This is a genomic window from Rhizobium skierniewicense Ch11, from assembly GCF_023757665.1.
Classification (GTDB): Bacteria; Pseudomonadota; Alphaproteobacteria; order Rhizobiales; family Rhizobiaceae; genus Agrobacterium; species Agrobacterium skierniewicense.
On sequence record NZ_RXPG01000005.1, the window covers coordinates 478,605 to 501,800 of the forward strand.

Below are 23,196 nucleotides of genomic sequence, written 5' to 3' on the forward strand. Positions count from 1 at the left end.
GCGGCAGCAGGAATTGGAAGCTGTCGGAGAGCTACGATGTTCGAAATCGACTGGAAGAAGGCACCCAAGAATGCCCGCTGGTGGGCAGTGGATCAAAACGGCCAAGCACACTGGTTTTGTGCGCCTGACGTGAAAGCGTTTACTACCTTTTGGTTCAGTGAGCCTATCCCAGCACCCGCTTTTGGGTATACTGATGACTGGCGAAACAGTTTGAGAGAGAAACCGATAGATGAAGCAAAGAACATTATTTGAATTACGCCCGCTCGACAAAATGCAACGTGCTATTCAGTTGGCGGCGTTTCACTACATCGCGTGCTTGAAGGCGACCCCTAGCAACGCAGACCATCAAGTTACTATCAGGGGGCTGAATTTCAATTTCGAAAACATCAGAACTGCCGACTCAAACGAACTGCATGGTGAGTTTCAGAGTTGGGCGGCCTCGACTGTGTTGAGAGATGTGATCGAGAACTTTTCAGTGTTCCTAATGGGCGTTTACCGAGATGCGATAGCGAACGCCCCCGAACGTTCATTTTCTGTGACGCAAAGCCAGTTCGAAAGAAAGGGTATCGAGGATCAATTAGCCATCCTCGATGACGAGTTTTCGGTTGCTCCCGAATGGAAGGTTAGACTGGTTGGGTACAACCGCGCGCGAAACTGCATGGCGCATAGATTAGGAGTGGTGGATCCAAGGGATGCTACGGATGGATCAGAGCTTGTTATACGATGGTTGGTCGTAAACGCGTCGTTGGCGGAAACTGTGGAGAGTGACGTCCTCGATATCGAGGGGCCCATGGGAGGTCTTATTCGTGCGCAGCGCATTCATGGTGCCGGATCCGCAGCTATTGCTTTTGAAGATCGGGAAAAACGAGTTGCGGTCGGAAAGATGCTGCAGTTTTTCCCTGACGAAGTCTTAGAGATATGCCAAGTTTTTCAACTTGCCGCTGCTGCTTTCAGCGGTATTGGACGGCGCGAGAGCTAATCATCATAGCGACAACACCCTACCAGCCCAAATACCGTTGGCAAAGAACACAGATCGACGCGAACGATCCGCCGACAGACTTCGATTGGAGCGGGTATGATGGCAATGAATGCGTAGGCAGGATCAGGAAAGAGATGCACGGCCCGACGAAGGGCAATTGGCAATGGGCTGGGAGATATTCGAGCCTCTACAAAGGCAGCCCGCCGACCCCGAACACGGGTTGGGTCGCAAACGCCCGGATCGCAACACAGATGTGCGAGGAATACTGGGAGCATGCCAGACTCGTCATGAACCGCAGGAGGTGATAGCCACTTTACTCCTGAAATTGGAGTGATTGAATGAGCCCAAGTGACCTACCACCCGACTATCTGAGCCATTATACAAAGCTTGATGTCTTAGAGAGTATCCTTGACAATGGTCTCCGCGCCTCGAACGTACTGTATCTCAACGATGGGTCAGAATTAAAATTCGCGATCGATATAGCGAGAAGCGTTTTAAGAGACTTAGTGCAAAATCGCCCATCCTCTCACTACATTTATGACAGCGACATTGAGGACGGTCTAGCAGACGACCGATTGCCTTCTATCTTCGCGACCTCGTTTTGCACAGACGATGATTTACTGAGCCAATGGCGGGCATACGGTGGCATTAGTCAAGGCATAAGCATTAGTCTTCATAGCCAGCCACTAGCAGATATCTTTAAGAAACTGTACGGTTCCCCAACGAGAATCTCATACAAGGAAAACGAAGCGAGAGCGAAACTTTACGGTCTCCTGAGCCTTTCTCTTATAGACTGGGACGAGGTTCTAGGAAGCCCAGGTTTGACGCCAGCCGAAATTGCCGCCGGGGTCATCTTAGAACAGGCCCCTCGATACAAACATCCCGGTTTTGCAGAAGAGAACGAATGGCGATTTTTTATCACTCGCCCATCTCAACAGATGAACGACGTGGAATTCTTCACCCGTGGCGGCTTGCTTGTCCCGTTCCTTCCCGTATGTGCAGACAAACTACCAATATCGCATATAACTATTGGACCTGGTCCGCAGCAGCGTTTGAATAAGCAAAGTGTCGAAAACTTACTTAGACGAAAAAACTATCTGAATGTCGAGGTTCGTGTATCGGAGGTGCCGTATCGGACTTGACGCCTCAACGATTTCATATTTATCGCGCGATTTAACTCAGATCATCTGCTGCTGACGCCGTGTAAGCCCGGTCTCATCGCGTTTGATGATCGTGATCGGGCCCATTTCAGTTTCGAAACCGAGGCGCACGCTGCGCCCCGATTTTTCTTCGATGTGGATCGTGCCCACACCCTCAATGTACACCGCATCCCCCAGCTTAACGGCAAGTCGCAACATCAAGGCTCCTATTCAGCCATATATCGTTCGCGCTTCTCGTCTGAGAGCTTCGCGAGTTCGGTTTCAAATTTCTCGGTATCTACGGAGGCCAGACGGTCCAACCACGCGAACTCGCCGCCGTCGTCGGCGTCACTCACATCAGCAGCGGGTACGCCACCGAGCGTTGGCGGAACCTGTCGTGAGCCTGCGGCCGCTGCCGGCGTCTTTGCTTCAGCCTTCGGTGCGGCTTTCTTCACGCCGTAGGCCTTCTCGACCTGTGACGTGATGTTCTCATGGGCCTTTTCGAGGATCGCTGGGTTCAGCGGGTTGGCCGACGCCTGCTGAAGTCTGCGCACCTCGGCATCCAGCATCGTGTGCAGGATTGTGCCTGGCTGATATTCGACATGCTTCTCGAAGAAAGCAGGGACGGTGACGTCCTTGTAGTGCTCGATGGCATTCGTCTTGCCGACATTGGCAGAAATGATCGTCGTTCTGATCTCGTCGATCTGGCTCTCGAGCGGCTTCAGCTTGGCGCGCATCTCGGCGCCGGTCATTTCACCGTCATCGAACTGGGCAGTGATCCGGTCGCGTTCCTCGTCGAGGGACTTCAGCTTCTCCGGTATCGATGGATCAAGCACCCACGAAGGGCGGCGCTCTTCCACCACGGCTGGCGGCGTTGCAGCCTGCCCACCTTTTGCATCGCCCTCGGCAGCCGCGGCTGCTGCCGCTGCCGCTGCGGCGGCGTCGTCTGGCTTTGCTACTTGGCGCTGGGTGCCATCGCCGTTGGCAAGCTCCAGATCCTCGTCAATGACGGCGTCCGGCTTTTTGTCCGCCTCGGATGCGGCAAGAGCAGCAGCGACCGCTTCAGCGGCATGGCCGTCTAGGCCTTCCTCGCCGCCCTCAGCCCCGTCTTCGAGGCCTTCATCCACCATATCTTCGTCTTCGAGGCCTGCGCGCTCTTCCTCGGTCAGCATGTCCAGTTCTGCTTCGGTGGGCTTTAAAGCCATAGTCGTCTCCTTATGCGCCCAGGCCGATAGCCATAGGGTCCTGCGGTTGCTGTTGGGGTTGCTGTGCCGCCTGCTGCTGCGCGGCTTGTGCCTGCTGCTGCTGGGCTTCCATCGCGGCGGCCTGCATGGTCTGCTCGCCTTCGGAGCGCGACACGAAACCGGATTCGTGCAGGATCGCGTCGCCGATGTCAGCGATGCCCGGAGCCATGATCACGGCACCAGCTGCTTCGAGTGCTGATTTCTGGCTGCCGACATTGGCGGCGACGGTCTTGGCCTTGATGTCAGCGGCGTGGGCCTCGTTCTTTGCAGCCTCAGAGATTGTCTTGCGGAGCTGTGCCATGGCCGCTTCTTGCTGGAACTTTTGCTGCTGGGCCGCTGCCTGCTCTTTCTGCTGCTCTTCCGGCGACGGTGCCTGATCGTCCGCATCAGGATCTTTCATGCCGGTGACCTGACGGATGCGCTTCACGATCTCTTCGCGTTGCGGGATATCCATGCTCTCGACCACGAGATCGAGCATGACGATCGCTATCTGCGGGTTCACTGGGGCGAGCTTGCCGAGCAGCTCCATCAACGATTCGACCTGCGCCTGTCTGACGGTGGCGCGGTAGTCTTGCTCGTCGATGATGAAATCCGCCTTGGTGCGGACGATATCGTTTTCCGGCAGACCGTCGTTGACCGTCACATACTCCGGATTGCCGCGCATGTTCGTGATGCGGAATTGCTTTTCGTCCGACATGAACTGCTCGATGTTGGCGAGCAGCTTTTCGCCACGAACCTGCTGGGCAAATCGGTGACTGTCGAAGAGCTTGGCTGTGGCAAGTGCACCCTGTTCCTGCCGGGCCTGAATGGCGATGCCTGACACGGCATTGGTGCTGCGCCCAAGGTTCTCGTCAGTGACACCGCCTACCTGCTGCACCATCTGGATGTTGCGCGACATTAGCTCGAGGTGCCACTGGCTCAACTCTCTGTCGACGTCGAAAGCGAACTTCTTGCCGGTATTCACCTCGATGATGGCGTCCGGCTGGGCTATTTCCTCGCGCAGCTCGTCGATGTCATCTACCGCGCCCTTGTCCATGACCACTTTGTTGGTCGAAAGGATGTGCAGCGCCTTGCTTGCGCGCTTGTTGATATCGACCTGAATGTCTCTGATGTTGCGCACCAGTCCGTACGGCATGCCGTCGCGGTCGCGGCGCTTGTTCCAGATCGGTGTGAATGGGTATTTGTTGTGACGGTAAAGCGATGGCGAAAGCCACAGCATCCCAGCCGACGTGAAGAGGGCGACATACATGCGCATCGTCGGCTTCTTCACTACTTCGCCGTCGCCTTCTTCTACAGCGGCTTTATGACCAGGCGAATATTCATCGTAGATTTCGCCAGCGAAGGTGCCGCCTGAAATCTTGGGTGTCTGGACGGGCATCTTGAACCAGCATTCGAATATCCTGACGCGGCGTCGCTGGTATCCTGTGACGCGGTCGGAAACATAGGTGCCGTCGCCCCTGCCCTGATTTTCCATCTCGGGGCCGTCCATGGCTTCATCGCCATAGGCATCCATCATGGCAAAGCTGTCTGCATCGTCGATGCTGCGCTCGAGTAGTGCCTTGCGCTTCGGGAACATGGCCTGAGCTACATCGAGGTCGAGCCACTTGGTGCGGATCACATACCGGGCGTCGTTCAGATCGTATTCGGAGGCCGCGCTGTCCCACAGCATGTTGCGCCACGATTCGTAGCGGGAGAACAGCGGCTCGCCCTCGTCGTCACCCTGGTAGCCGTCCTCCATCCAACCAACGCCAATCTTCGCCGCATCTTCGAAAGAGCGGCTTACATGAAAGCCTGTGCGGTTGACGTCTGAGAGGTACTTGAGCAGCTCGGACTTGCGCTGCGCCGGCTTTCCCTCTTCCTTGCGGCGCGGCAGCACCTTGAAATCGGTACGCGCGCGCTTCTCGGTACCAATGACCCAATCGACCGTGACAGCAGTGACGTTGAAGACGAGGGCCGATTGCCCGCGGTCGTTCAGCACCTTTGTCTGCTCTTCGGTCCACTGGATATTGTCGTACATATCCGCGTCGACGGCCATATCGTGGCGGTTCTCGGACTGACGATCTAGCTCGCGGGTGTAGAAACCCAGAAGCCGCTTGTGGAGCTGGGTGTTACGGCTGTTATCCAGCGCGTTTCCAGCTTGTGGGCGGGTCGACGCCGGCGTGTCTGTCGGAATGGGCGATTCGTATCGCTTCTTCCTCACTGAACCGTCGTCAGCGTCGAGTGAAAACATTCTATTCCCTTATTTCAGCTTCGATGGTTCGCCCGGTGTTGGGGTCACGCATGGTGACTTCGGCCACGGTCTGCTGATCGTCAGTCGGGTATGGGGGAATAGACAGGAGGTCGCCCAGGTGGTCAGCGATAAACATCGCTATCCGGATCACGGTGCGACGGTCATGAGCGTTAAGGCCGAGGGTACTTGCGAACTGGTGTGCCGTGTGAGCGGCTTGGGCAGGGTCGCCGACTTCCTCTGACCATATCCATGCGCGGTCCATAGTGACCACGCAAGGCGTCAGCCTGTCGTCATATTCCCTGTCCGCTGGAATAAGAACCATACACGGACGGAATCGATCTTCCAGCCGTATCCAAGTGCCGATAGCCATAATGCCGTCTTTGCGGAAAGTCCATACGCGCTTATTTAGATCCAGATCTGGTCCCATTTTGGTGCCTTTCACAGCGTCATTGGGTCACGCGCTCTTCGGCGTGATCCGTTGTTGGATGATGTTGGACGGATGGTTCCGCACAGGCGGCGGACTTCGTCGCGATACTGAGCCTTTTGGCGGATCGCGTCGGGTGCGTGCTGGTGGCCGTTCTTCTTCGGCGTGTCGGACCAGACGCCCATATTCTTGTTCCAAGACTTCCGATAATTGTCGATATGCAGGATGCCTTGCTTGCACTTCTCCTCGTCGATCACGTAATTGACGAAGTCATCCTTCAGCGCCGGAAGCCCGATAGCCATCAGGTCGGGCGTTCTCGGTACGATGTGGATGTTCTGGAGCCTGAGGCCTTCCAACATTTCCTGTGGCGTCTCGATGACGAGCGCACCTGGTCGGCGCTGGTTGCCATCGTGCGGCAGGAAGTGGTGGCCCCAGACGAAACCACGCTTCTGCATTTCGGCGATGACGTAGCTGTACGGCTCGCCGCTGCACTCGAGGTAATCGATGAAGTGGTCCATCATGCCGACGGACTGGTGGAACCAGATGGCGATATCGTCATCTACGCCCAAGTCCCAGAACGTGTTGACCGGCAGCTCTGGCCTCCATGGCACGCGGGTAATGCGGCCCTCTGCGCGCGCCCGTGTCATTTGCTTGGCGAGAATGACGCCCTCGGTGGAAACCTTGAAAGCTTCCTCGACGGTCGATGGGTATTCCTGCCACATCATCTCGTCGTCGTCGGAATAATCGTTCAGCCTGGTGGCGACGTACCAAGCGCGTTTGCCCAACGATATCTCACGGCCAATCTCGCGCTCGAGCTCGTCGAAATACTTATCGTCCTTCGGCGTGATGATGATGCCTTCGGGGTCGATCTCGTATTCGTCTGCATCCCACCACGATGCGAAGTGCATGCGGTACTGCAGGCGTGACAGTCGCTTGCCAGCATCCGCGTTCGCCTTGGCCTCCATGACCATCTTGTAGTAGGCGCCATCGCGGCCCTTGGCCGTGCTTTCAATGAAGGTGATGCCCTGCCCCGCGGCGGCCAACGCGCCGGTGACGATCTTCTCCGCCTTCAACGGCGATTCGAAACAGATGATGCCGAACTCGGAAACGTGCAGCCAGTTGAGCGTGTCACCGCGGGCCGAGGTGGAAACCTGTATCGAAGATCCGTTGCTGAAGATCTTCTCTTCGGTGTTGTCCACCTTGATCCGTCGCTCGGACTTGATGAAGTCCGGCAACCGCGCATACGCAAACTCGATCTTGTTGCGCATGATCTTGCTGGCGGTGAACTGGTCCTGCGCAATGATCGCTGCCCGCTGGTTCTCATTGAACAGGCAGGCATCCAAGAGCAGCAGCTGTATGACCGTAGAGAAACCGCGCTGGCGAGCTTTCGGCACGATGTTCCGGTGCCAGATGCGTTTTAGAAACGTCTCCTGCGCCTCGTTCGGCTTGAAGAGAACCGTCTGCCCGTCTTTATCGAGGATGTAGTAGAGGTTGCGGATGCGCCAATTCGGATCTTTGAGGTTCTCGAGGAACTGCTCTTCCGTCATGCCGGCGAGGTGCTCATACATTATCGATCGTCACCCTCAGGTTCTTCGACAGGCACGAAAGTGTTGGCGGCTTTGTCATCCTCGACCGGGACGAACGTGCTGTTGCCCAGCTTCGATAGGAAGGAACCGAGCGGGCTGCCCTTCTCGACGTCGTGATTGATATGCTGGACGGCGCGCCATGCGTCTTTCCTGCGGTTTTGCAGCCAGAACATCGCGGCCTTGGTGTCAGGCGGCACATGCTCGATGATCTCGACGCGCTGCGGCTCGCCTTCGACGACAACGATCTTCTCGCTATCGAAGCTGTAGCCTGTGGCGCGCTGGTACAGGCTGTGCTCGACGCGGTTGTCGGCCACGTCCTTGCCCATCTCGAGCGCTTCACGGAACTCTGGGTATTCCAGCTTCCAGCGATGGATGGTGCGGATGCTCACCTCGAATGCCTGGGCTATCTCGAGATCCGTAGCGCCGAGTCCTGCGAGCTGCTTTGCGATGGCGATGTTGCGTTCATCCCAAGACGTTGGACGCCCGCCGTAATTGCGCGGATCTGGGCGGAACGCTGCGCCGAACTCTGGGTGCTCTTCCTTCCACCACTCCATCGTCTCGCGCTCGATGCCGATGACGTGAGCGATCTCGTCTTCCGACACCTTGGCGAGGAACATCGTGCGGGCCAGACCTATGAAATGTTTCTGGTACCGGACGTCCTTCGGCTCAGGCGGTGCCTCGAACTTCGAGCGCACATCGGCCTTGGTCTTGCGGGGCTTAGGCTTGGCCTTCGGCTTCGTCACCTTGCCGGTCTGAGCCTTGCCTGTGGCCTTGCTGGTGGTTGGTTTCTTGATTGCCATCAGCCTGTCACCTCAAGGCGACGTGGGGTATTCTCACCCAGGCACCAGCATGTGCGCTTCATGACCACGCCGTGGCCGAGATAGAGTTTGAACACGCCTGTGCCACGGCACGAAGCGCAGTCGCTCACAGGCTCAGATTTCGGCTTTAGGAGTGACAAAACTCTGCCGAAAATCGTTGGCTTCTTCACCATTGGCGACCTCCGCGTCTCGCTCGTCCAGCGGCAAGCGCAGCAGCAGCACCAGATCCCGTTCTGCGATCCAGACTTTCAATCAGCCGATGGTTTCTAAGCGGGTGTGGTTCGACCACAGGCGGATGGTCCAAGACTTCTCTCGGCCAATGCGTATCCTCATCTACTGTCGGAGGGATATTTGTTATATATGGTACTGGCTCTGGTATTACAGCGCAATTGTCGAGCAATTGCTTGACCGCCCTGCTGTTTTTGTTGGGCTTTTCCCGTTCCACAGGCTGATTATCTTTGCGTTTCGATCCGTTTTCAGCTCGTTTTCGCGAGATATTCAGCGAGTTTTGTATTTCTGTTTCGGCGCGATGATTACTCAGTTTGCCGCCTGCGGTGATGAAGATTTTGCGCAGCGCAATGAGCTCGTCGAGGAGAGCTTTGGCCTTCCGAAGCGAGCAGTTCAGCTCACCAGCAAGCCAGCGTTCATTCCGCTCGATAGGGCCGGCCTCGTCGTAGATCAGGTCAAGGATCGTCGTGTAGGCACCACGCTGTTCGAGCGTAAGCTTACGGTACCCTTGAAGCGCGTCGCCGTGGTACCGACGATGATAAGGCATGGTACGACGGCTCATGCTGGCGTCCCTTCTGAGTGCAGTGCGAGTTGAAAGGGTGTGAGGGCGAGCGATCGCGTCATGACCTGCTCTCCAAATACTGCTCGAGAGCAATCGGAAGGCCTTCGAGAGCAGCATTGTAGCCCTCGCGGTACCCTTCCGGTTTAGTGTCGAACACATTGTCGGATTTGAACACCTCCGGCGTGATGGTCCATTGCTTGGAGCACCACTCGGCAAACTGTTCCATTTCGTGCTGCATGAGATCCGTGACAGCCCGCTCAAGCCTACTGGTCATGGCTGCCCCCTGCTCGTCTGCTGGGCCCACGCAATGGCCTCGTCGCGGCTGTGCAGCGTGACGACGGCTGAGCCGCGCCATTCGTTGGCGAATGCCTGCTGGTTGTCGTTGAGAGCCTTGGCGTAACCTTTGTGCCCCGTCTTAACCTCGACGAGATGCGTCTTGCCGCGAAAGCCGACGAGGAGATCAATGGGTTCGTTGAGCGAGAACACGGACATGCCGAACGCCTCGAGCGCTGCACGGATCTCTGGCTCTGCGATGTCGCGCTTTGCCGCTCGGCGGGCTATAGAGGTACCCGTCTTGGCCTTGCGTTGTTTCCTGAACTGGGCGGATGTGACGGGCTTCATGCTGGCACCGCCTCGCTGTAGCGTCCGGTGCGGTTCCGATAATCGTGCACATGGTTCGCCAACGTCTGATAGGTGGCTTCGAAGTCTTGCGAGTGCAGCAGGCCAACCCCGCCCTCGTGCTCCCAAGCGGCGATGTTGCGCTTGTAGTCGTCGATGAGGATGTCGCCCGGCGAATGCATGAACAGCGGCTTATTCAGACCGTCGATGACAGGCAGGATGTGGCACGCTGTTGATAGATGCTCTCTGACCCATCCACGCTTCTGCCGGGCCACATCCTGATAGCTGGACGATGGGCAGGCAGTGAGAATGATGGGGTTCATCCACGAGATGCTGTCGTAGAAGGCCTTCGCCCCCTCAAAGCTCGGCATATCCCTGAAAAAGCCGGAACGTGCGTTGATGAGTTGCCACATCGCGGCGGGTGACATCGCACGTTGATCTACACCGAAGACGGACGGGAAATGGCCGTCGAAGTCAGCCATGACGCCGTCTAGATCGAGATAGATAGTAGGATGAAATCTACGGCTCATTATTCAGCAGCCTCCGCAAAGGCATGACGAACGTTATGAACGGCCAGCAGCCGCACCATTTCGGGCGGCACCGAGTTGCCAACAAGATGATATTTTTGCGTCTTCGTGAGACGAACCTCTTTCCCGTCCAGAGTGATGGTGTCAGGCAGAGAGCCTTTGGCGAAACCATGCGCTGCCGCACCTTCCTCCGGCTCAAGCATGCGCATGCCAATATCGGTGATAACGTAATCCTCGCCTTTGACCTTGACCGTCACCAAGCCGTGGCGAGCCTTTTGCGTCATCGCACCTACCGGTTCCGTGATGCTTTGCTCGTACCCGCCGTTGCCGGTGTAGTAGGCTTGAAGGAACGCGTAGATAAGGCCAGCGTGGTTGCCCCCAGCGGTTGGGGTTGCCATAGGCTCGCAAATGTCGCGCCCGTCTTTGTTGGTACCGCGCAACGCCAGCATCGACGCTGCCACGACACCTTGCTGTGATCCGGTCGTAGTGAGAGCCGACACCGGGTCTCGCGCATCTCTTGCGTTCAGACCCGCGCGTGGTCCCTCATTGTGTTGGGCGAGGAATGCCGCGACAACGGCGGTTTTGCCTTGACCGTCTGGGGTGAACACCGGTGCCGGTTCGGACACATCGGCACCAACGCTCTCGCCAAACTGCCGTTGTAGGCTGATTGCTGCGACGGCATGGCGGGGTTCTGTGACGAACGTCTGCAAGGGTTCTTCTACATCGCCGCTGCGCCGTATGCCCTTCTCGCCGCCGTAATAGGCTTGGATCGTTGCGCCCAGACGCGGTACCGCAAGCATCATCTCCCCGCCCTTGGCGGTGGTTATCGTGTTCAACGGCTCATCGGTCGAACGTGCGCCGAGGTTGCTCTTGGTGTGAGTGATCGGCACGAGGAACGGCTTTGCTGCATTCACGACATACCGAACGACGCCGCGGGCGGTTCTTCGTTTGGTGGCGAGGGCCAAATCCTTCTTGCGCCCGAAGATCGATTTGACCGGTCGCGACCAGTCGAGGACTTCGCATACGCCTCGCCACGGCTTCAGGCCAAGGCGTTTTGCATCTTTACGCGGTGCATGGGTGCGCTCGGGCCAGACGATAGGAAGCCCGCCCAGCTGTGCCACGCCGAAATACCGTTTGCGAATGGTGTGGACGCCATAATCTGCGCAGACCAACACCTTTCCTTCAAAATTGTAATTCAGGCGGTTCATGTGTTTCAGCCAGGCGCGCCAAATGATCCCGCGTTTCTTTTTGTCGGGGATAAGCCATTGCTCCTGAACAGGGACGCGCTCGCCCTTGTTCGCAACAGTTCCGTCGAGCCTCATCACGCGCCCCGACACCGGGCAACGCTTGGCAATAAGACCGCCCCACGTCTGGATCTCGGGCACATTCTCGAGCGTAATGGTTTCCGGCCGCACGGTACCGGCCCAGCGGCAGACAACCCACGCCAGCGAGCGGCGACGCTTCGAGACAGGCTTGCCACCTTTGGCAACGCTGAAATGTGTGCAGTCCGGGCTGGCATGCAGGACGCGCACGCCCCGGCCCTTCGTTGCCTCTTTCGGGCACACCTCGAACACATCGCAACGGAGGTGGCGCGTGTGCGGGTGCCGCTTCTGATGAACAGCGACCGCGATAGGGTCATGGTTGATAGCCAGGTGGACGTGAAAGCCTGCCTGCTCGAGGCCGTCGCATCCCCCGCCCATGCCGGCGAAGAGAACAACGGTCATACGGTTATCGAGATCAAAGAATGATGGGCGCAGCGGTATGTTCATGCCGTGAGCCTCCGCGGCACGGCGGCACGCTCGGCCTTGGAACCGATGCCGACAGATGCGGTCTTGTGGAAGTGACAATACGAGGTGCCGTCATGCGTTGCGTTGGCGCAGAACAGCATGTTCTCGCGGTCGCCTTGCATCGGCCAACGGCAATGGCCGGCATCGAGCTCGTAAAGGCGAAGATTGCGTGGCTCCGGCACCGGAATAGACGGCACCGGCTGGGCAACGATGATCGGCGCAGGGACAGGTTTCACCTTTGGAGATGAGAAAGCCATACCGCTCGAGGCGAGCCGCGCAGAGGGACGTCTGGGCTGCGGGCGTGGCTGCGACGCCTCGGCGCGATCCTTCGCCATCTCCCTGCCGGGCCTGCCGGTCAGCGGCACCGCTGTCATCTTCTCAGGGTGCCGGTTGTAGAACGAAATTACCGAACTGCGAGTGATGCGTTCGCCAAACTTCCTGCTAAGCGCGTCAGCAATAGCCGCGCCGGTGCCGATTGTGGTCGGATGCGCTTCGATGATCGCAGCGCTACGCGCCTCTGCGGATAGTGTTCTCCATCGGTTCTTCATGGCTCACTCCATCCCCAGGGCGGCCATGTAAGTCTGCAAGATCGATTCTTCCTCGATGCGTTCGTTTGCATCCTTCTTGCGCAGGCGAATGATGGTGCGGATCGCCTTCGTGTCGTAACCCCGGCCTTTTGCCTCTCCCATCACGTCTTTTATGTCATCTGAGATCGCGGACTTCTCTTCCTCAAGACGCTCAACCCGCTCAATGATCGAACGGAGCTCGGCAGCGGCCACGGTTTCGGTAGCCGCTTCTCCGGTCTCGTCACGGTCGAAGGCTTCGATCTGCCCCGGCAGCGTCGGATTATGAGCTTTACCCCTCGCGGCATCTGTCAGTTTGCGGGCAGCTTCCTTGAGCACCGGAACTTGCTTCTGCTCGATTGTGAAATTTAGATTTGTCACCGTTCGACCCCTTCTATGCTGTCGAGCGTCAACTGACGCGCGGTTGCCCGGCGCGCGATGCGCCACGATTTGCTTTTGAGTTCGTTTTCAGAGAGGAGCTTCAGCTTGCCGGTGTCCCTGACCCGCGGGAGAAGAATGGTAACAACCACTCCACCGGGCTGGGCGATGACGGCGGCGAATAAGCGGTTATCGAAACTCTGAAGTCCGAATTTCGCCGCAGCAGCGAGGCCCTTTGTCCAGATCAGCGCCCTGAGAGCGTCAACCGTTGTTTCAGCCGCGTCAGCCAGAGCAAGAGCCCTCGCCTTTTCGGTCGCAAAGTCCTGATGGACGTCGATGTCCAGGATACGCTGCACATAACGCGATACAGCGTGGAAACTCACGCGCTCCGGGTCATCCCCCGCGGTCTGCTGCACTGTGTCCCCCCTTCAGCAGATCGTCGGCTTGAACCAGCGCAGCCAACTGGCGTCGTGCCGATGCGATTTCGTGATCGGGACGCTTGGCGCGGCCTTCTGAGAATTTGTCGATCCACCAGATCTTGGAGCGGATCATGTCTTTGAGGCTCGACCGGATCTGGGTAACCGTGAGTGACGGGGTTCGGGCGGCGTGAGCCTTTTCCGCGATGATCCTGTCTTCGGCGGCGCGGACCAGTCCACCGACTGATGTTTTCTCGGCCACCATCAGGCTACCTCTCCGAACTTGGCGCGTTCGCTTTGGAGCCTGCTGATTTGCTCGTCGATCTCCCGACGGCGCTGGAGCTTCGCAGCGTCATCGACCCATTCCGGGGGCTCATCGAAACATGCTGCGAGCAGCGATGGTCCGAATGCAGAGATCAGGAGCGAAAAGTGCTGCACCGATGGCTGTGAGCGGCGGTGCAGCCAGTTCTCAACGCTTGCAGCAGGTATTCCCGTCACCGCTTCGACGTGGTGCGTCGTGGCACGCGGAAACGTTCTTTTCAGCCAGGTAACGAGGCCAGTCACTTCGAACTGGACTGCGGAGCCTTGCCCGCAATGTTGCGGGAATTTTCCTGCGGAACCGCCGATACGTTTCGGTGCAATGTCGAAACGGAGAGGTTCTTCTTCGGCAAAACCGAAGACGCCTTTTAGATGAGGATCATTGGAGGCGATGCGGTGCGACGACAGGGCAATCAGACGGCTTTCAGTGCGGACAGGAGCCGCGATCATGGCCTGACGTGCGCTCCGCAGGAACTGGCGAAGATGAGAGAAAACGCCCGAGGCAGACGCAATACCTTTTGCCTCGGGTTCACGGTCAGCCCTCGGGGAGAGAGAAACCGGGGATGCTGGGAATGGGATGACGGTCACTTGCGCCCCCTGTGCTTGGAAAAACTGTTGGGCGCGAAGACGTTGCGCGGGCGATGGCGGTGGCGACCTTCGATGATGTCCTGCGCCACTTCGTCGAAATCGGTCTGGAAAGAAAAGTGAGCACATGGCGGCGAGACAAACAGAGGGCCATCGGATGGGCGCAGCTTGGCCAGCAACGCTTCGTCGGTCTGGATGTAGAAGGCGTGAACATTGGCCATCATCACGAAACGCCCTCCGGCACCGGGGATGGCTCAGGAACGTTACGCTTCAACCGCTCGGCCTCGATGAACGAAACGACCTTTACGCCAGTGTCTTGGAGGACTTTGCCGCCATTGCGAAGCCTGCCGACGAGTTCGGAGTTTCCCACGGCGCATTTGCCGAAATAGGATTCGCCCATTCCCGTATCGTTCAGGAAAGCATCAATTTTCGAGAGGAGTTGAGAGGTTTGTTCGGTCATCATGACGTGAATATATCCTCGATAGAGGATACGTCAACCATCCACTATGAAGGACGTGCAGAAATATCCGAAATAGAGGATATTGCCACCATGAAAAGTGCGGATTGGAGAGCGCGTCTGCGGGACGCATTATCGGCGCGCGGCATGTCCGCTCGTGAAGCATCGTTGGCCGCGGGCAAGGGCCCAGGCTACGTTCATTCCATATTAAAGGACGGCAAGGACCCCACAGTCGACAATCTGGTCGCGGTTTGTGAGGTTCTCAACGTAAGCCTGTCCCAGATCATCTACGGGATAGACGTCTCTGCTGAGACGGCTGAGATTTTATCTCTTCTTGAGGGCTCTCCCGAAATGAGGGACGGGATTTTGAAGATCCTTCGGAATACGCCGCGGCCTTAAGCTCGTCGATACACCCACGCTTTTGCTCATCTGTGAGCGAATTGAGTGTCTCGATCAATCTGGAAACGCGCATAAATATTCCATCCCTTTGCCAAGCAGGATGATGGAACAGAACAAGAACATAATCAAGACGGGAAACGGCGGCTATTAACAGATGGTAAACACACTTAAGATTGCAGCTGTCGTTATTTCGGTGTCTGCGCTCGCACCTAGCGGAGCCCTGGGCCTTGATTTCAAGATATTGGAGCATCAGTCAACCGCCCGATATATCAGGGCATCTGGTACTATTTCGGTAGGGGATGCCGCGGTGTTGCGGGGGCTGCTGGGAGTCGACGGTAAGAAATCTGTGATCGTATTCAATTCTGACGGCGGCTCAGTCACAGAAGCGTTGAAGATCGGACGAGATCTGAGGCGGAACGGAACTGATACATTCGTGCCGAGCGATGCCCGCTGCCTCTCTGCTTGCATCCTCGCTTTCGTGGGAGGGGCACATCGGACTGTTTCCGACACCGGAGCATTAGGATCACATCAATTCTACTGGCCCGCGGGGGAGGCGCCGGCTGGGGACGAGGCGACGTCCCTCACCCAGCAACTCTCGGCCAGCGTCCTAAGACACTTCATTGCCCTCGATGTAGATCCCGAGGCATTGACCCTCATCATGGAAACGCCGCCAGCGAAGATGCTGGTGTTTAACACTGCCCTCCTCAAGAGGTTCAGGCTCGTAGGGACCGCGTCAGCATCCGAACGCCCGGCCGTATCGCCTGAGGGAGAAAAACGGGTCGGCTGCCCGTTCCCTGAATCGTACATCAACAACGATCCACTGAACCTATATCCAGCCTGCAAGCACTAAAATATCCTCTATAGAGAACACGTCACTTGACATATCCTCTATAGCGGATATTCTCATCTCCATCGAAGGTTGCTTCGCTGCAACCAGATTTACCGATGGAGTTGACATATGCGGAACCTGCTTGCGTTTGCGGGAGCGATATCGCTCGCCCTGATTTTCAGCATCAATGATGACGGCTACGCCCGTTGCTCGCAGGTAGCGTCGCTCGCGACGTGCCACAGCGCTTTGAACCGCTGAGGTGCCGCTTTGATGAGATGGACCTGCACCAATTGCGGCGCTGTTGAACGCCTTACCTTCTATCCTGACTGCTGCTCTTCCTGCGGCGGCGCGATGATCTGCGACGATGGTCGCACCACGCAAGGTGCGAACGACACTGACATCACTGAGTGTCACGAGCTGCTCGACGCTGCGGGGGAAGGCGACGCGACGGCGAATGTCATTCTCTGGCAGGAACGCGCCCCGACCTACTACTACAATCCCGAGATGATCGCGGACCTTGCCCTGCAGAACCGCATCGACATGATGCAGGCCATCTATGGAGCTGCGGCATGACGCTCACATTGAGACAGCGCGCCGACGTGGCACTCGACGCTGCGGCTGATATCGCCCCGGCACCGGATGCGGTGAAGCACATCGCGTTTAAGGCGATGCGGGCACTTTATCCAGACGAGAGCGGCTCCCTTCTGGGATTTGTCCTGTCTTACCCTGCCCCCAATCTCGCGGAAGGCATGTCGGCGCTGTATCACGGCGTTGGCATTTTCGGCGATCTTGAGATCGATCACGTCATCGGCGCCATCGTCGCACCAGCCTACGGCGAGAGGGCTCACTGACGTGGGCAAGCGTTCGGACTTTCAGCGCAGCAAACACGACAGGTATTTGTCTCCGTACGAGGCCGCCTTACCGCTGCGGCCCTTTCTCCATGGCGTAGATACGTTCTCCGAGCCGTGCTGCGCGAACGGACGCCTGATCCGCTGGATAGAGAGCTTTGGCCCGACCTGTAAGCATAGTGGTGACATTCAGTTCAGCATTGATGCGCTGTTAGATCCATGGCTGCTGCAAAACCGTGTCGATGCGATCATCACCAACCCGCCTTACACATGGCAAATCTTGAAGCCGATGATCGAGCGGTTCATGCGGATCGCGCCGACTTGGCTGCTGCTGGAAGCTGACTTCAAATACAATCTGCAAGCCCGCGAATTCATGACCCATTGCACAGATGTTGTTCCAATCGGGCGCGTGCGTTGGTTCAGCAAAACCGAACACGACAGCAAAGATAATTACGCCTGGTACCGCTTCGACATTCAGCACCGGCGCGGCCCTGTTTTCCATCCAATGCAACTCATCGATAAGCGGCGCATCAGGAAGCTGGCGCGCCCGGAAATCGAATATCCGGAGATCGAACGTGCTGCATAGTTTCCTCAATCTCCCCGCCCCGCTGTTGGCGGTCTGCGCCGGGCTTATCGCTGGCGCGCTGTATGCGCTTGGCCTGTGCACCGGGAAGCTTCACCGCGAACTGGATCGTCGGCGCACCGAGCGCCAGATCCTCGAAATCCAAACAAGCATCGACCGCCAAGACGCCATGATGGCTCAGGCGGAACGTGACTACGCCGCCCGCATGGGCCTAACCCAAGGAGAATACAATGCTTGATACCGCTCAACACGCCAAGAAGCCCAACCCGGTAGATATCCACGTCGGCGCTAAAATCCGCGCACGCCGTGCAGTGGTTGGAATGAGCCAGGAGAAGCTGGGCGATGCGCTGGGTATCACTTTCCAGCAAGTCCAGAAATACGAGAAGGGCACCAACCGTGTCGGCGCCAGCCGCCTGCATCGCATCGCCGAGGTTCTATCTGTCCCGCCAAGCTATTTCTTTGACGGCTCGCCAAGTCATGGAGTGACGGAGAACGACGGGAAGCAGGACGATCTCACGACGTTCATGCAGCGTCCCGACGGCATCCGTCTTGCCAAGCTGTGGCTGCGGGTCGGCGATAGCGAAGCCCGGCGCAAGCTTCTCGGCGTGGTCGAGCTCGTCGCTAACAGCAGCTGCAGCGGCGATAATTAATCTCAAACATCAGAACTTCTCATTAATCCATTGTTCCCCCTGGCCTTTGAGAGTTTTGACCCGCTCCGGTTTCCTCGCCTGAATTTTCGGCGGGGTTTCCCGAACAGGTCTGATGGAGATTGTTATGACTGATACGACGACGGGGACGGCCATTCCAGCACGCCCGAAATATTACGACGATGCAGTGCGCGAAATCGCGGTAGATAGCATCATTGATGATGTTGCCGAGTGGATCGAGGAGAGCAGCCAGTTTCAGCAAAAGGCGCTGAAGGAAGTGTTGGTGCGCTGCATCGATACCAACGCTTACACCTTCGCAAGCAATCTGGAACGTCGGTATGGCTGGTCGCCTGACGCTCGTCTTGTAGAAATTTTGGATCAATTTTCGCTCTACCAGGCGCACGAAAAAGTGGTTGCGGTATGGGTGTCTGAGCACGGGGTGAAAATCCCGTTCAAGGTGGGAGATCGTATCTGCTCACCCACTATAAAAGCTGGCACCGTCGAATACCTGTACGATGAAACGGCAAAGATCGGCATCATTTCCGATGAAGACATTGAGAAAACGACACGCCCGATCAGGCTTGTCGACTTCGAGGAAGCCACCCCAATTCTCGGCACCATCGGCGAGGCATCGGCACCGGAAGGCGGTGCATCATGAGCAATGCTGACCTGAAACAGCGTTGGGCCGACGCCCAAGCCAATGTCGATGAATTGGAAGAGCAGCGCTATGAGCTCATCAGGCATACCGAGCAGGAATACCTGGCTGCGCTGGACGCGCTCGATGCCGTCGATAAGGAACTTGGCGAGGTTGAGTGCCTTCGATGCGAAGCATGTCGCGCTCCTATCTTCGAAGGCGATTTATACCACGGCGGCGATACGCCGATGTGCTTCGAGTGCGCACCTACCTATCAATCGCTGATTGACGAGCCAGAGATGTTCGTTGACGAAGACTTGGAACACGCGGACCCCGACAGGCTTCGTGCGGAATACGACGCTCACATCGCCAAGGGCGGCAGCCCTGACGACAAGTTGGTGGCGGTCCATGGTTGAGCGCGCAATTCTTTTCAACGGTACGATGGTCGCTGCTCTTCTCGCTGGGCGCAAGACACAGACACGGCGTGCTTTAAAGCCACCTTATGGGACGCTGGAACTGACCTCGAATGGCTGGAAGCCTATTCACACAAAAGTCCATGTTAACGACCGGCTCTACGTCTGCGAAACCCATTTCCGCTACGGCCATTGGGAGCCGAAAGGCACAGCAAAGACCAAGGGCGGGAAACAGAAGTGGCACTTCGTCGAGGATTCGGCGGTTGTGGTGTTCGACGCGCCGGCAGAGTTCCGCAAGGGAATGAGCAACGCTGACCCATACACCCCGGCGTGGCACAAGCGTCCCGGTCGGTTCATGTTCCGCAAGCACTCACGCCTGACCCTTAAAATCACAGATGTGCGGATCGAGCGCTTGCAGGATATAAGCGAGACCGATGCGGTTGCCGAGGGTTGCTTCAAAGGCAAGGCTTCAGGTCGCGTTTTTAATAGCGCCACCGCAATGCACCTTGGCGGCGATGAGTGGAGCAATGCCCGCGATTGGTACGCAGATCTATGGGAACGCATCAATGGACTTAACTCATGGGACGCAAACCCATGGGTGGTTGCCTACACCTTCGTCACGATCAACGCGAATATTGATCAGGTGGCGGCATGAGCGGCCTAATCATCAAATCCATCGGCACCGCTACAGTCGAAATCGGATCTATTCGTGATTTCGGCTCTTTGACACTTATCGAGACCATCGGGAAGATCGGACCCTTTACACTCTCCCGCAACATCTCCGGCGTTGGCTTCGAGCTATCGGCAGAAGATGAACTTTTTATGCGGATCAGCATCAAAGACATACTGATGAAGTGTGCCCAAGAGTTCGCCGCAGAGATTGAGCGGCGTAAAGCGTTACCGGCAACGACGGTGCAGATCGGCCAGGTGGCCGAATGAGAGCCCAATCGCACTTCGATATGCTGCCCCGCCGTAATCGCCGTCTGATCCTGCGCGATGAGGGCATCGCTCGCAGATCCGGTAAATGGTCGGCGTGGGAAACCCTGATATTTCCACGCGGCAGCGTCTCACCAAACGGATGGACCGCTGAGTTCACGACGGCTCATCGCAACAACGTTTTCAGCATTCTTGAACGTACGCTGCCCGACGGCACGCGTCACCTCGGGATCACCTCACTGTCTGGCGTCCGCCCGACTTGGCCCGAGATGCAGCGGATCAAAGACGAGATCGCGGGGCCGGAGGCAACGGCTGTCGAAGTCTACCCGCCCAAGGCTGAAATCATCGATGCCGCCGACATGTATCACCTGTGGGTGCTGCCAGCGCCCCTGCCCTTTTCCCTGTTTACGAGGACGAACAATGACTGAAACGGCACCGGCAAACCTGCAAGATTACATTCTGGCGGAAGTCACCCGCAAAACGTCGGAAGAGCACATTCGGACGCTTATCGACAAGAAGATCGATGAAGCGATCAAGGGTGCAGTCGACGATGAATTCCGCTACGGCGGAAATCTCAAAAAACAGATGACGGCGGCTGTATCGGAAGCGCTTTCGATTGGCGACAGGATCGACGTCCCGGCCTACGGCGTGATGGTCATGGCTCTGCTTCGCGAGCGACTCGATGCGAACATTTCCGAGATGTTGAACGCGAAGCTCGCGACCGAGATGCAGGAGCTCTTGCAGATCGCACCGAAAGAACTGAAATTTTCGGATGTCATCGAAAAGATGACAGAACACGCGAAGGATATGGGTGACAGGCCGTGGGGCAAGATCGCCGTCTTCGTTGAAGAAAGCGATTACAGCGCAGGATGCTACCACGTCGGTATGGACCCGGACGGCGATACTCTCAAACGCTATAATTGCGAGACGCAGTTCTACGTTAGTTCAGAAGGCACGATTTCAGGCCTTACCCTCGACCGGCGTGACGTTGGTAAGGTAATCAGCGTGGGGGCCTACTGGGGCTATCAGAAGATGATCTTCTCGGCCTACGCGTGCGGCTCGAAACTCATCATGGACGAGCTTGACCCCTCCCTCGAATATGGGGCGGATTGAGGCATGACCAGAGAAGAAGCGCGGGCGGCTTGGGATACAAGCGGGCTGACGTACGCACATTTGACTGCTAGCAGCGTCCAGAAGCTTCGCGACCTGATTGGTACGAAGATGAAATCCTCGGGCCTCATGGCCCCATCGGGCAGAAGCGCGGGGACATACCGCATCCAGTCGAAAATTAAGGTCTGGCTCCAACACGGCGGCTTTGGGTGCGGCCTCTATTGCAAGGCGTTCTATTTCAAAGACCGCGAAGCCGTGACGTTCAATGATAACGGGTTCATCGGCTTTGCAGGGTGGGCGGATGAAGTAAACGTCCAGCCGATCCTCTCAGCCTTCGTGGAGTGGGTGGAAGGCTTAAAAACGGAGCCAGCCAATGTCTGAAACTGAAATCCAGAGGCTCCGCGATAGCACCATCCGCACCGCTATCGGTCCCACCATTCTGCTCGGATCGGGCACCTACTTCGATTTCGAAGATCCCGATAACAGCTCCATTACCATTGAGGACATTGCCTACGGCTTGGCGTTCGAAGGGCGATGCGCTGGGCAGTGCGTAAGCAGGGCTCGGCACATCCGAGTGTTTTACTCGGTCGCAGAACATTGCGTCCGAATGAGCCTAGCCGTAGCTCCGGAGTTAGCGATGCAGGCGTTGATGCACGAGGTTGGAGAGGCCGTCTGTGGCGATATGACTGCGCCGCTTAAGAAGCTCCTCCCTGAGTACAAAGTGATCGAGAAACGGTGCGAGGCGGCGATCCTCAGACGGTTCGGCGTTGAAATGACGCACCCGCTTGAGATCAAACAGGCTGACGTCCGGATGCTGGCCACAGAGCGCCGCGACCTTCTGCCGTGGCGTGGTGAGCGATGGAACCACGAGGACGAAGCAGTCCCTTATGATTTCGAGATCGTCCCTTGGGATCCAGCGAGGGCGGCGCTTGAGTTCATGCAGCGGTTCGACGAGTTGACGGGTGCCTCCCATGGCTGAAACCTCCGCCATCGAGTGGTGCGACGCCACCGTGAATTTCTGGTGGGGCTGCACAAAGGTCTCTCCCGGCTGCGATCATTGCTATGCCGAGACGTGGAACAACTTTCGCGGCACCGGCGAATGGGGACCGAACGCGCCGCGCCGCAAGATTAACGGCGCTGTGGCACTGTTGAAGAAGCTAAACACCAAATCTGCCCGGACCTTTTTCAGTGACTATGGTCGCCCAATCCGCGTGTTCATGCAGTCAATGTCAGACACGTTCGACAATGAGGTGGATGATGCATGGCGCGCGGAGCTCTTTGCAAAAGCAGCGGACGCGCGCTGGGTGAATATCATCCTCCTGACCAAGCGGGGCGTGAACGTCGCCAAGATGGTGCCCGCGTCATGGCTCGATAACTGGCCGAAACACATCGGCCTGATGTTCTCGGTCACGTCACAGCGCGAAGCGGATCGGGACATACCCCGCCTCATCGACCTGAAGCAGCGCCTCGGCTTGCCATGGATTGGCTTGAGCTTAGAACCGCTGCTCGAACGCACCAGGCTGAAAGCGGAATGGCTGGACCATATCGATTGGGTCATTGTCGGCGGCGAGAGCGGACCTGATGCCCGGCCAATGCATCCCGAGTGGCTGGATGATATCAAGAACGCCTGCACGCTGCGCAGCTATCCACGTAAGCCGGTTCCATTCCTGTTCAAGCAGTGGGGCGAGTGGGTGCCGCATGACGTCGCGGTACGCCTTCCGACGATTAAACCGATGGCTGCTTACCCGGCGATGGAGCTGCGCCGCGACGGAAACGCGTTCTCTGTCACCAATCTCGGCACCGTCACCATGGTCCGCGTGGGCAAGAAGGCTGCTGGCCGGGAAATGTACGGCACTGAATATCTCCAATTTCCAAAGGCGCTCTCATGACCACCCCAGGGCTTAATTACCGCTTCGCCGAGCGCCGGTCAGCATACGC

Annotated in this window: 39 protein-coding genes; 20 read left to right on the top strand and 19 right to left on the bottom strand. The window is 57.4% G+C overall.

What is annotated here, in order from left to right:
- Positions 1–36 precede the first annotated feature (36 nt).
- The 3 genes from EKM04_RS05675 to EKM04_RS05685 all read left to right on the top strand — a co-directional run bounded on the left by EKM04_RS05675 (position 37) and on the right by EKM04_RS05685 (position 2,121).
- A complete protein-coding gene (locus EKM04_RS05675; RefSeq protein ID WP_183896939.1) occupies positions 37–252 on the top strand; it encodes a hypothetical protein in 216 nt (71 codons plus the stop codon).
- A complete protein-coding gene (locus tag EKM04_RS05680) occupies positions 230–979 on the top strand; it encodes a hypothetical protein (protein ID WP_183896940.1) in 750 nt (249 codons plus the stop codon). The genes EKM04_RS05675 and EKM04_RS05680 overlap by 23 nt, the downstream gene beginning before the upstream one ends.
- A gap of 338 nt (positions 980–1,317) precedes the next feature.
- The gene (locus tag EKM04_RS05685) at positions 1,318–2,121 is read left to right on the top strand and encodes a DUF2971 domain-containing protein (protein ID WP_183896941.1); all 804 of its coding nucleotides are present in this window, start codon (positions 1,318–1,320) and stop codon (positions 2,119–2,121) included.
- A 36-nt stretch (positions 2,122–2,157) separates the two neighbouring features.
- Here the strand turns inward: EKM04_RS05685 and EKM04_RS05690 are convergent, their stop codons facing one another.
- The 19 genes from EKM04_RS05690 to EKM04_RS05780 form a co-directional block, all read right to left on the bottom strand.
- On the bottom strand, positions 2,158–2,337 hold the full coding sequence (locus EKM04_RS05690) for a hypothetical protein (protein WP_183896942.1): 180 nt from the start codon (positions 2,335–2,337) through the stop codon (positions 2,158–2,160).
- 8 nt (positions 2,338–2,345) lie between these two features.
- Positions 2,346–3,323 (bottom strand): hypothetical protein, encoded by a 978-nt coding sequence (locus EKM04_RS05695; RefSeq protein ID WP_183896943.1) that lies wholly within the window; start codon positions 3,321–3,323, stop codon positions 2,346–2,348.
- A gap of 10 nt (positions 3,324–3,333) precedes the next feature.
- Positions 3,334–5,592 (bottom strand): portal protein, encoded by a 2,259-nt coding sequence (locus EKM04_RS05700; RefSeq protein WP_183896944.1) that lies wholly within the window; start codon positions 5,590–5,592, stop codon positions 3,334–3,336.
- Position 5,593: 1 nt separating this feature from the next.
- Positions 5,594–5,962, bottom strand: a complete 369-nt coding sequence (locus tag EKM04_RS05705) for a hypothetical protein (protein ID WP_210290135.1) — start codon at positions 5,960–5,962, stop codon at positions 5,594–5,596.
- A gap of 68 nt (positions 5,963–6,030) precedes the next feature.
- Entirely contained in the window at positions 6,031–7,584 is a 1,554-nt protein-coding gene (locus EKM04_RS05710) for a terminase large subunit (RefSeq protein WP_183896946.1), read from the bottom strand.
- The gene (locus EKM04_RS05715; RefSeq protein ID WP_183896947.1) at positions 7,584–8,402 is read right to left on the bottom strand and encodes a hypothetical protein; all 819 of its coding nucleotides are present in this window, start codon (positions 8,400–8,402) and stop codon (positions 7,584–7,586) included. Before EKM04_RS05715 ends, EKM04_RS05710 begins: the two co-directional genes overlap by 1 nt.
- Positions 8,402–8,593 carry a hypothetical protein gene (locus EKM04_RS05720; protein ID WP_183896948.1) on the bottom strand — a complete coding sequence of 64 codons (192 nt, stop codon included), beginning with the start codon at positions 8,591–8,593 and terminating at the stop codon, positions 8,402–8,404. Before EKM04_RS05720 ends, EKM04_RS05715 begins: the two co-directional genes overlap by 1 nt.
- Positions 8,587–9,210, bottom strand: a complete 624-nt coding sequence (locus tag EKM04_RS05725) for a DUF1376 domain-containing protein (protein ID WP_183896949.1) — start codon at positions 9,208–9,210, stop codon at positions 8,587–8,589. Before EKM04_RS05725 ends, EKM04_RS05720 begins: the two co-directional genes overlap by 7 nt.
- A gap of 58 nt (positions 9,211–9,268) precedes the next feature.
- Entirely contained in the window at positions 9,269–9,484 is a 216-nt protein-coding gene (locus EKM04_RS05730) for a hypothetical protein (RefSeq protein ID WP_183896950.1), read from the bottom strand.
- A complete protein-coding gene (locus EKM04_RS05735; protein ID WP_234910978.1) occupies positions 9,481–9,831 on the bottom strand; it encodes a hypothetical protein in 351 nt (116 codons plus the stop codon). Before EKM04_RS05735 ends, EKM04_RS05730 begins: the two co-directional genes overlap by 4 nt.
- Positions 9,828–10,310, bottom strand: coding sequence for a 5' nucleotidase, NT5C type (locus tag EKM04_RS05740; RefSeq protein ID WP_183896951.1), 483 nt, complete (start codon positions 10,308–10,310; stop codon positions 9,828–9,830). Before EKM04_RS05740 ends, EKM04_RS05735 begins: the two co-directional genes overlap by 4 nt.
- A 47-nt stretch (positions 10,311–10,357) precedes the next feature.
- Positions 10,358–12,124: a DNA cytosine methyltransferase gene (locus EKM04_RS05745; protein WP_183896952.1), complete on the bottom strand. Its 1,767-nt coding sequence runs from the start codon at positions 12,122–12,124 to the stop codon at positions 10,358–10,360.
- Complete coding sequence (locus EKM04_RS05750; RefSeq protein ID WP_183896953.1) at positions 12,121–12,690, bottom strand: GcrA family cell cycle regulator; 570 nt, start codon at positions 12,688–12,690, stop codon at positions 12,121–12,123. The genes EKM04_RS05745 and EKM04_RS05750 overlap by 4 nt, the downstream gene beginning before the upstream one ends.
- Before the next feature lie 3 nt (positions 12,691–12,693).
- Positions 12,694–12,969, bottom strand: a complete 276-nt coding sequence (locus tag EKM04_RS05755) for a DUF2312 domain-containing protein (protein ID WP_183896991.1) — start codon at positions 12,967–12,969, stop codon at positions 12,694–12,696.
- 113 nt (positions 12,970–13,082) lie between these two features.
- Positions 13,083–13,499: a hypothetical protein gene (locus EKM04_RS05760; RefSeq protein ID WP_183896954.1), complete on the bottom strand. Its 417-nt coding sequence runs from the start codon at positions 13,497–13,499 to the stop codon at positions 13,083–13,085.
- The gene (locus tag EKM04_RS05765) at positions 13,477–13,764 is read right to left on the bottom strand and encodes a hypothetical protein (protein WP_183896955.1); all 288 of its coding nucleotides are present in this window, start codon (positions 13,762–13,764) and stop codon (positions 13,477–13,479) included. The genes EKM04_RS05760 and EKM04_RS05765 overlap by 23 nt, the downstream gene beginning before the upstream one ends.
- Positions 13,764–14,405: a hypothetical protein gene (locus EKM04_RS05770; protein ID WP_183896956.1), complete on the bottom strand. Its 642-nt coding sequence runs from the start codon at positions 14,403–14,405 to the stop codon at positions 13,764–13,766. The genes EKM04_RS05765 and EKM04_RS05770 overlap by 1 nt, the downstream gene beginning before the upstream one ends.
- Positions 14,402–14,626, bottom strand: coding sequence for a hypothetical protein (locus EKM04_RS05775; protein ID WP_183896957.1), 225 nt, complete (start codon positions 14,624–14,626; stop codon positions 14,402–14,404). The genes EKM04_RS05770 and EKM04_RS05775 overlap by 4 nt, the downstream gene beginning before the upstream one ends.
- A complete protein-coding gene (locus EKM04_RS05780; RefSeq protein ID WP_183896958.1) occupies positions 14,626–14,865 on the bottom strand; it encodes a hypothetical protein in 240 nt (79 codons plus the stop codon). The genes EKM04_RS05775 and EKM04_RS05780 overlap by 1 nt, the downstream gene beginning before the upstream one ends.
- 87 nt (positions 14,866–14,952) lie before the next feature.
- On the opposite strand from EKM04_RS05780, the gene EKM04_RS05785 reads away from it, so the two are divergent.
- From EKM04_RS05785 to EKM04_RS05860, 17 genes are all read left to right on the top strand, one after another.
- A complete protein-coding gene (locus EKM04_RS05785; RefSeq protein ID WP_183896959.1) occupies positions 14,953–15,258 on the top strand; it encodes a helix-turn-helix domain-containing protein in 306 nt (101 codons plus the stop codon).
- Between the two features lie 154 nt (positions 15,259–15,412).
- The gene (locus tag EKM04_RS05790; protein ID WP_183896960.1) at positions 15,413–16,108 is read left to right on the top strand and encodes a COG3904 family protein; all 696 of its coding nucleotides are present in this window, start codon (positions 15,413–15,415) and stop codon (positions 16,106–16,108) included.
- Between the two features lie 108 nt (positions 16,109–16,216).
- Entirely contained in the window at positions 16,217–16,345 is a 129-nt protein-coding gene (locus tag EKM04_RS22885; protein WP_286089333.1) for a hypothetical protein, read from the top strand.
- A gap of 12 nt (positions 16,346–16,357) precedes the next feature.
- Positions 16,358–16,660 (top strand): hypothetical protein, encoded by a 303-nt coding sequence (locus EKM04_RS05795; RefSeq protein WP_183896961.1) that lies wholly within the window; start codon positions 16,358–16,360, stop codon positions 16,658–16,660.
- Positions 16,657–16,938 (top strand): hypothetical protein, encoded by a 282-nt coding sequence (locus EKM04_RS05800; protein WP_183896962.1) that lies wholly within the window; start codon positions 16,657–16,659, stop codon positions 16,936–16,938. Before EKM04_RS05795 ends, EKM04_RS05800 begins: the two co-directional genes overlap by 4 nt.
- A gap of 1 nt (position 16,939) precedes the next feature.
- A complete protein-coding gene (locus EKM04_RS05805; protein WP_183896963.1) occupies positions 16,940–17,521 on the top strand; it encodes a hypothetical protein in 582 nt (193 codons plus the stop codon).
- Positions 17,511–17,756 (top strand): hypothetical protein, encoded by a 246-nt coding sequence (locus EKM04_RS05810; protein WP_183896964.1) that lies wholly within the window; start codon positions 17,511–17,513, stop codon positions 17,754–17,756. The genes EKM04_RS05805 and EKM04_RS05810 overlap by 11 nt, the downstream gene beginning before the upstream one ends.
- Positions 17,749–18,168, top strand: a complete 420-nt coding sequence (locus EKM04_RS05815) for a helix-turn-helix domain-containing protein (RefSeq protein ID WP_183896965.1) — start codon at positions 17,749–17,751, stop codon at positions 18,166–18,168. Before EKM04_RS05810 ends, EKM04_RS05815 begins: the two co-directional genes overlap by 8 nt.
- 124 nt (positions 18,169–18,292) lie before the next feature.
- Positions 18,293–18,823: a hypothetical protein gene (locus tag EKM04_RS05820; RefSeq protein WP_183896966.1), complete on the top strand. Its 531-nt coding sequence runs from the start codon at positions 18,293–18,295 to the stop codon at positions 18,821–18,823.
- On the top strand, positions 18,820–19,215 hold the full coding sequence (locus EKM04_RS05825; protein ID WP_183896967.1) for a hypothetical protein: 396 nt from the start codon (positions 18,820–18,822) through the stop codon (positions 19,213–19,215). The genes EKM04_RS05820 and EKM04_RS05825 overlap by 4 nt, the downstream gene beginning before the upstream one ends.
- A complete protein-coding gene (locus tag EKM04_RS05830; protein WP_183896968.1) occupies positions 19,208–19,867 on the top strand; it encodes a hypothetical protein in 660 nt (219 codons plus the stop codon). Before EKM04_RS05825 ends, EKM04_RS05830 begins: the two co-directional genes overlap by 8 nt.
- Positions 19,864–20,151, top strand: a complete 288-nt coding sequence (locus EKM04_RS05835; RefSeq protein WP_183896969.1) for a hypothetical protein — start codon at positions 19,864–19,866, stop codon at positions 20,149–20,151. The genes EKM04_RS05830 and EKM04_RS05835 overlap by 4 nt, the downstream gene beginning before the upstream one ends.
- Positions 20,148–20,576 carry a DUF7694 domain-containing protein gene (locus tag EKM04_RS05840; protein WP_183896970.1) on the top strand — a complete coding sequence of 143 codons (429 nt, stop codon included), beginning with the start codon at positions 20,148–20,150 and terminating at the stop codon, positions 20,574–20,576. The genes EKM04_RS05835 and EKM04_RS05840 overlap by 4 nt, the downstream gene beginning before the upstream one ends.
- Positions 20,569–21,261, top strand: coding sequence for a hypothetical protein (locus EKM04_RS05845; RefSeq protein ID WP_183896971.1), 693 nt, complete (start codon positions 20,569–20,571; stop codon positions 21,259–21,261). Before EKM04_RS05840 ends, EKM04_RS05845 begins: the two co-directional genes overlap by 8 nt.
- 3 nt (positions 21,262–21,264) lie before the next feature.
- On the top strand, positions 21,265–21,639 hold the full coding sequence (locus EKM04_RS05850) for a hypothetical protein (protein WP_183896972.1): 375 nt from the start codon (positions 21,265–21,267) through the stop codon (positions 21,637–21,639).
- Positions 21,632–22,237: a hypothetical protein gene (locus tag EKM04_RS05855; protein ID WP_183896973.1), complete on the top strand. Its 606-nt coding sequence runs from the start codon at positions 21,632–21,634 to the stop codon at positions 22,235–22,237. Before EKM04_RS05850 ends, EKM04_RS05855 begins: the two co-directional genes overlap by 8 nt.
- A complete protein-coding gene (locus EKM04_RS05860; protein ID WP_183896974.1) occupies positions 22,230–23,147 on the top strand; it encodes a DUF5131 family protein in 918 nt (305 codons plus the stop codon). Before EKM04_RS05855 ends, EKM04_RS05860 begins: the two co-directional genes overlap by 8 nt.
- The last annotated feature ends 49 nt before the right edge of the window (positions 23,148–23,196 follow it).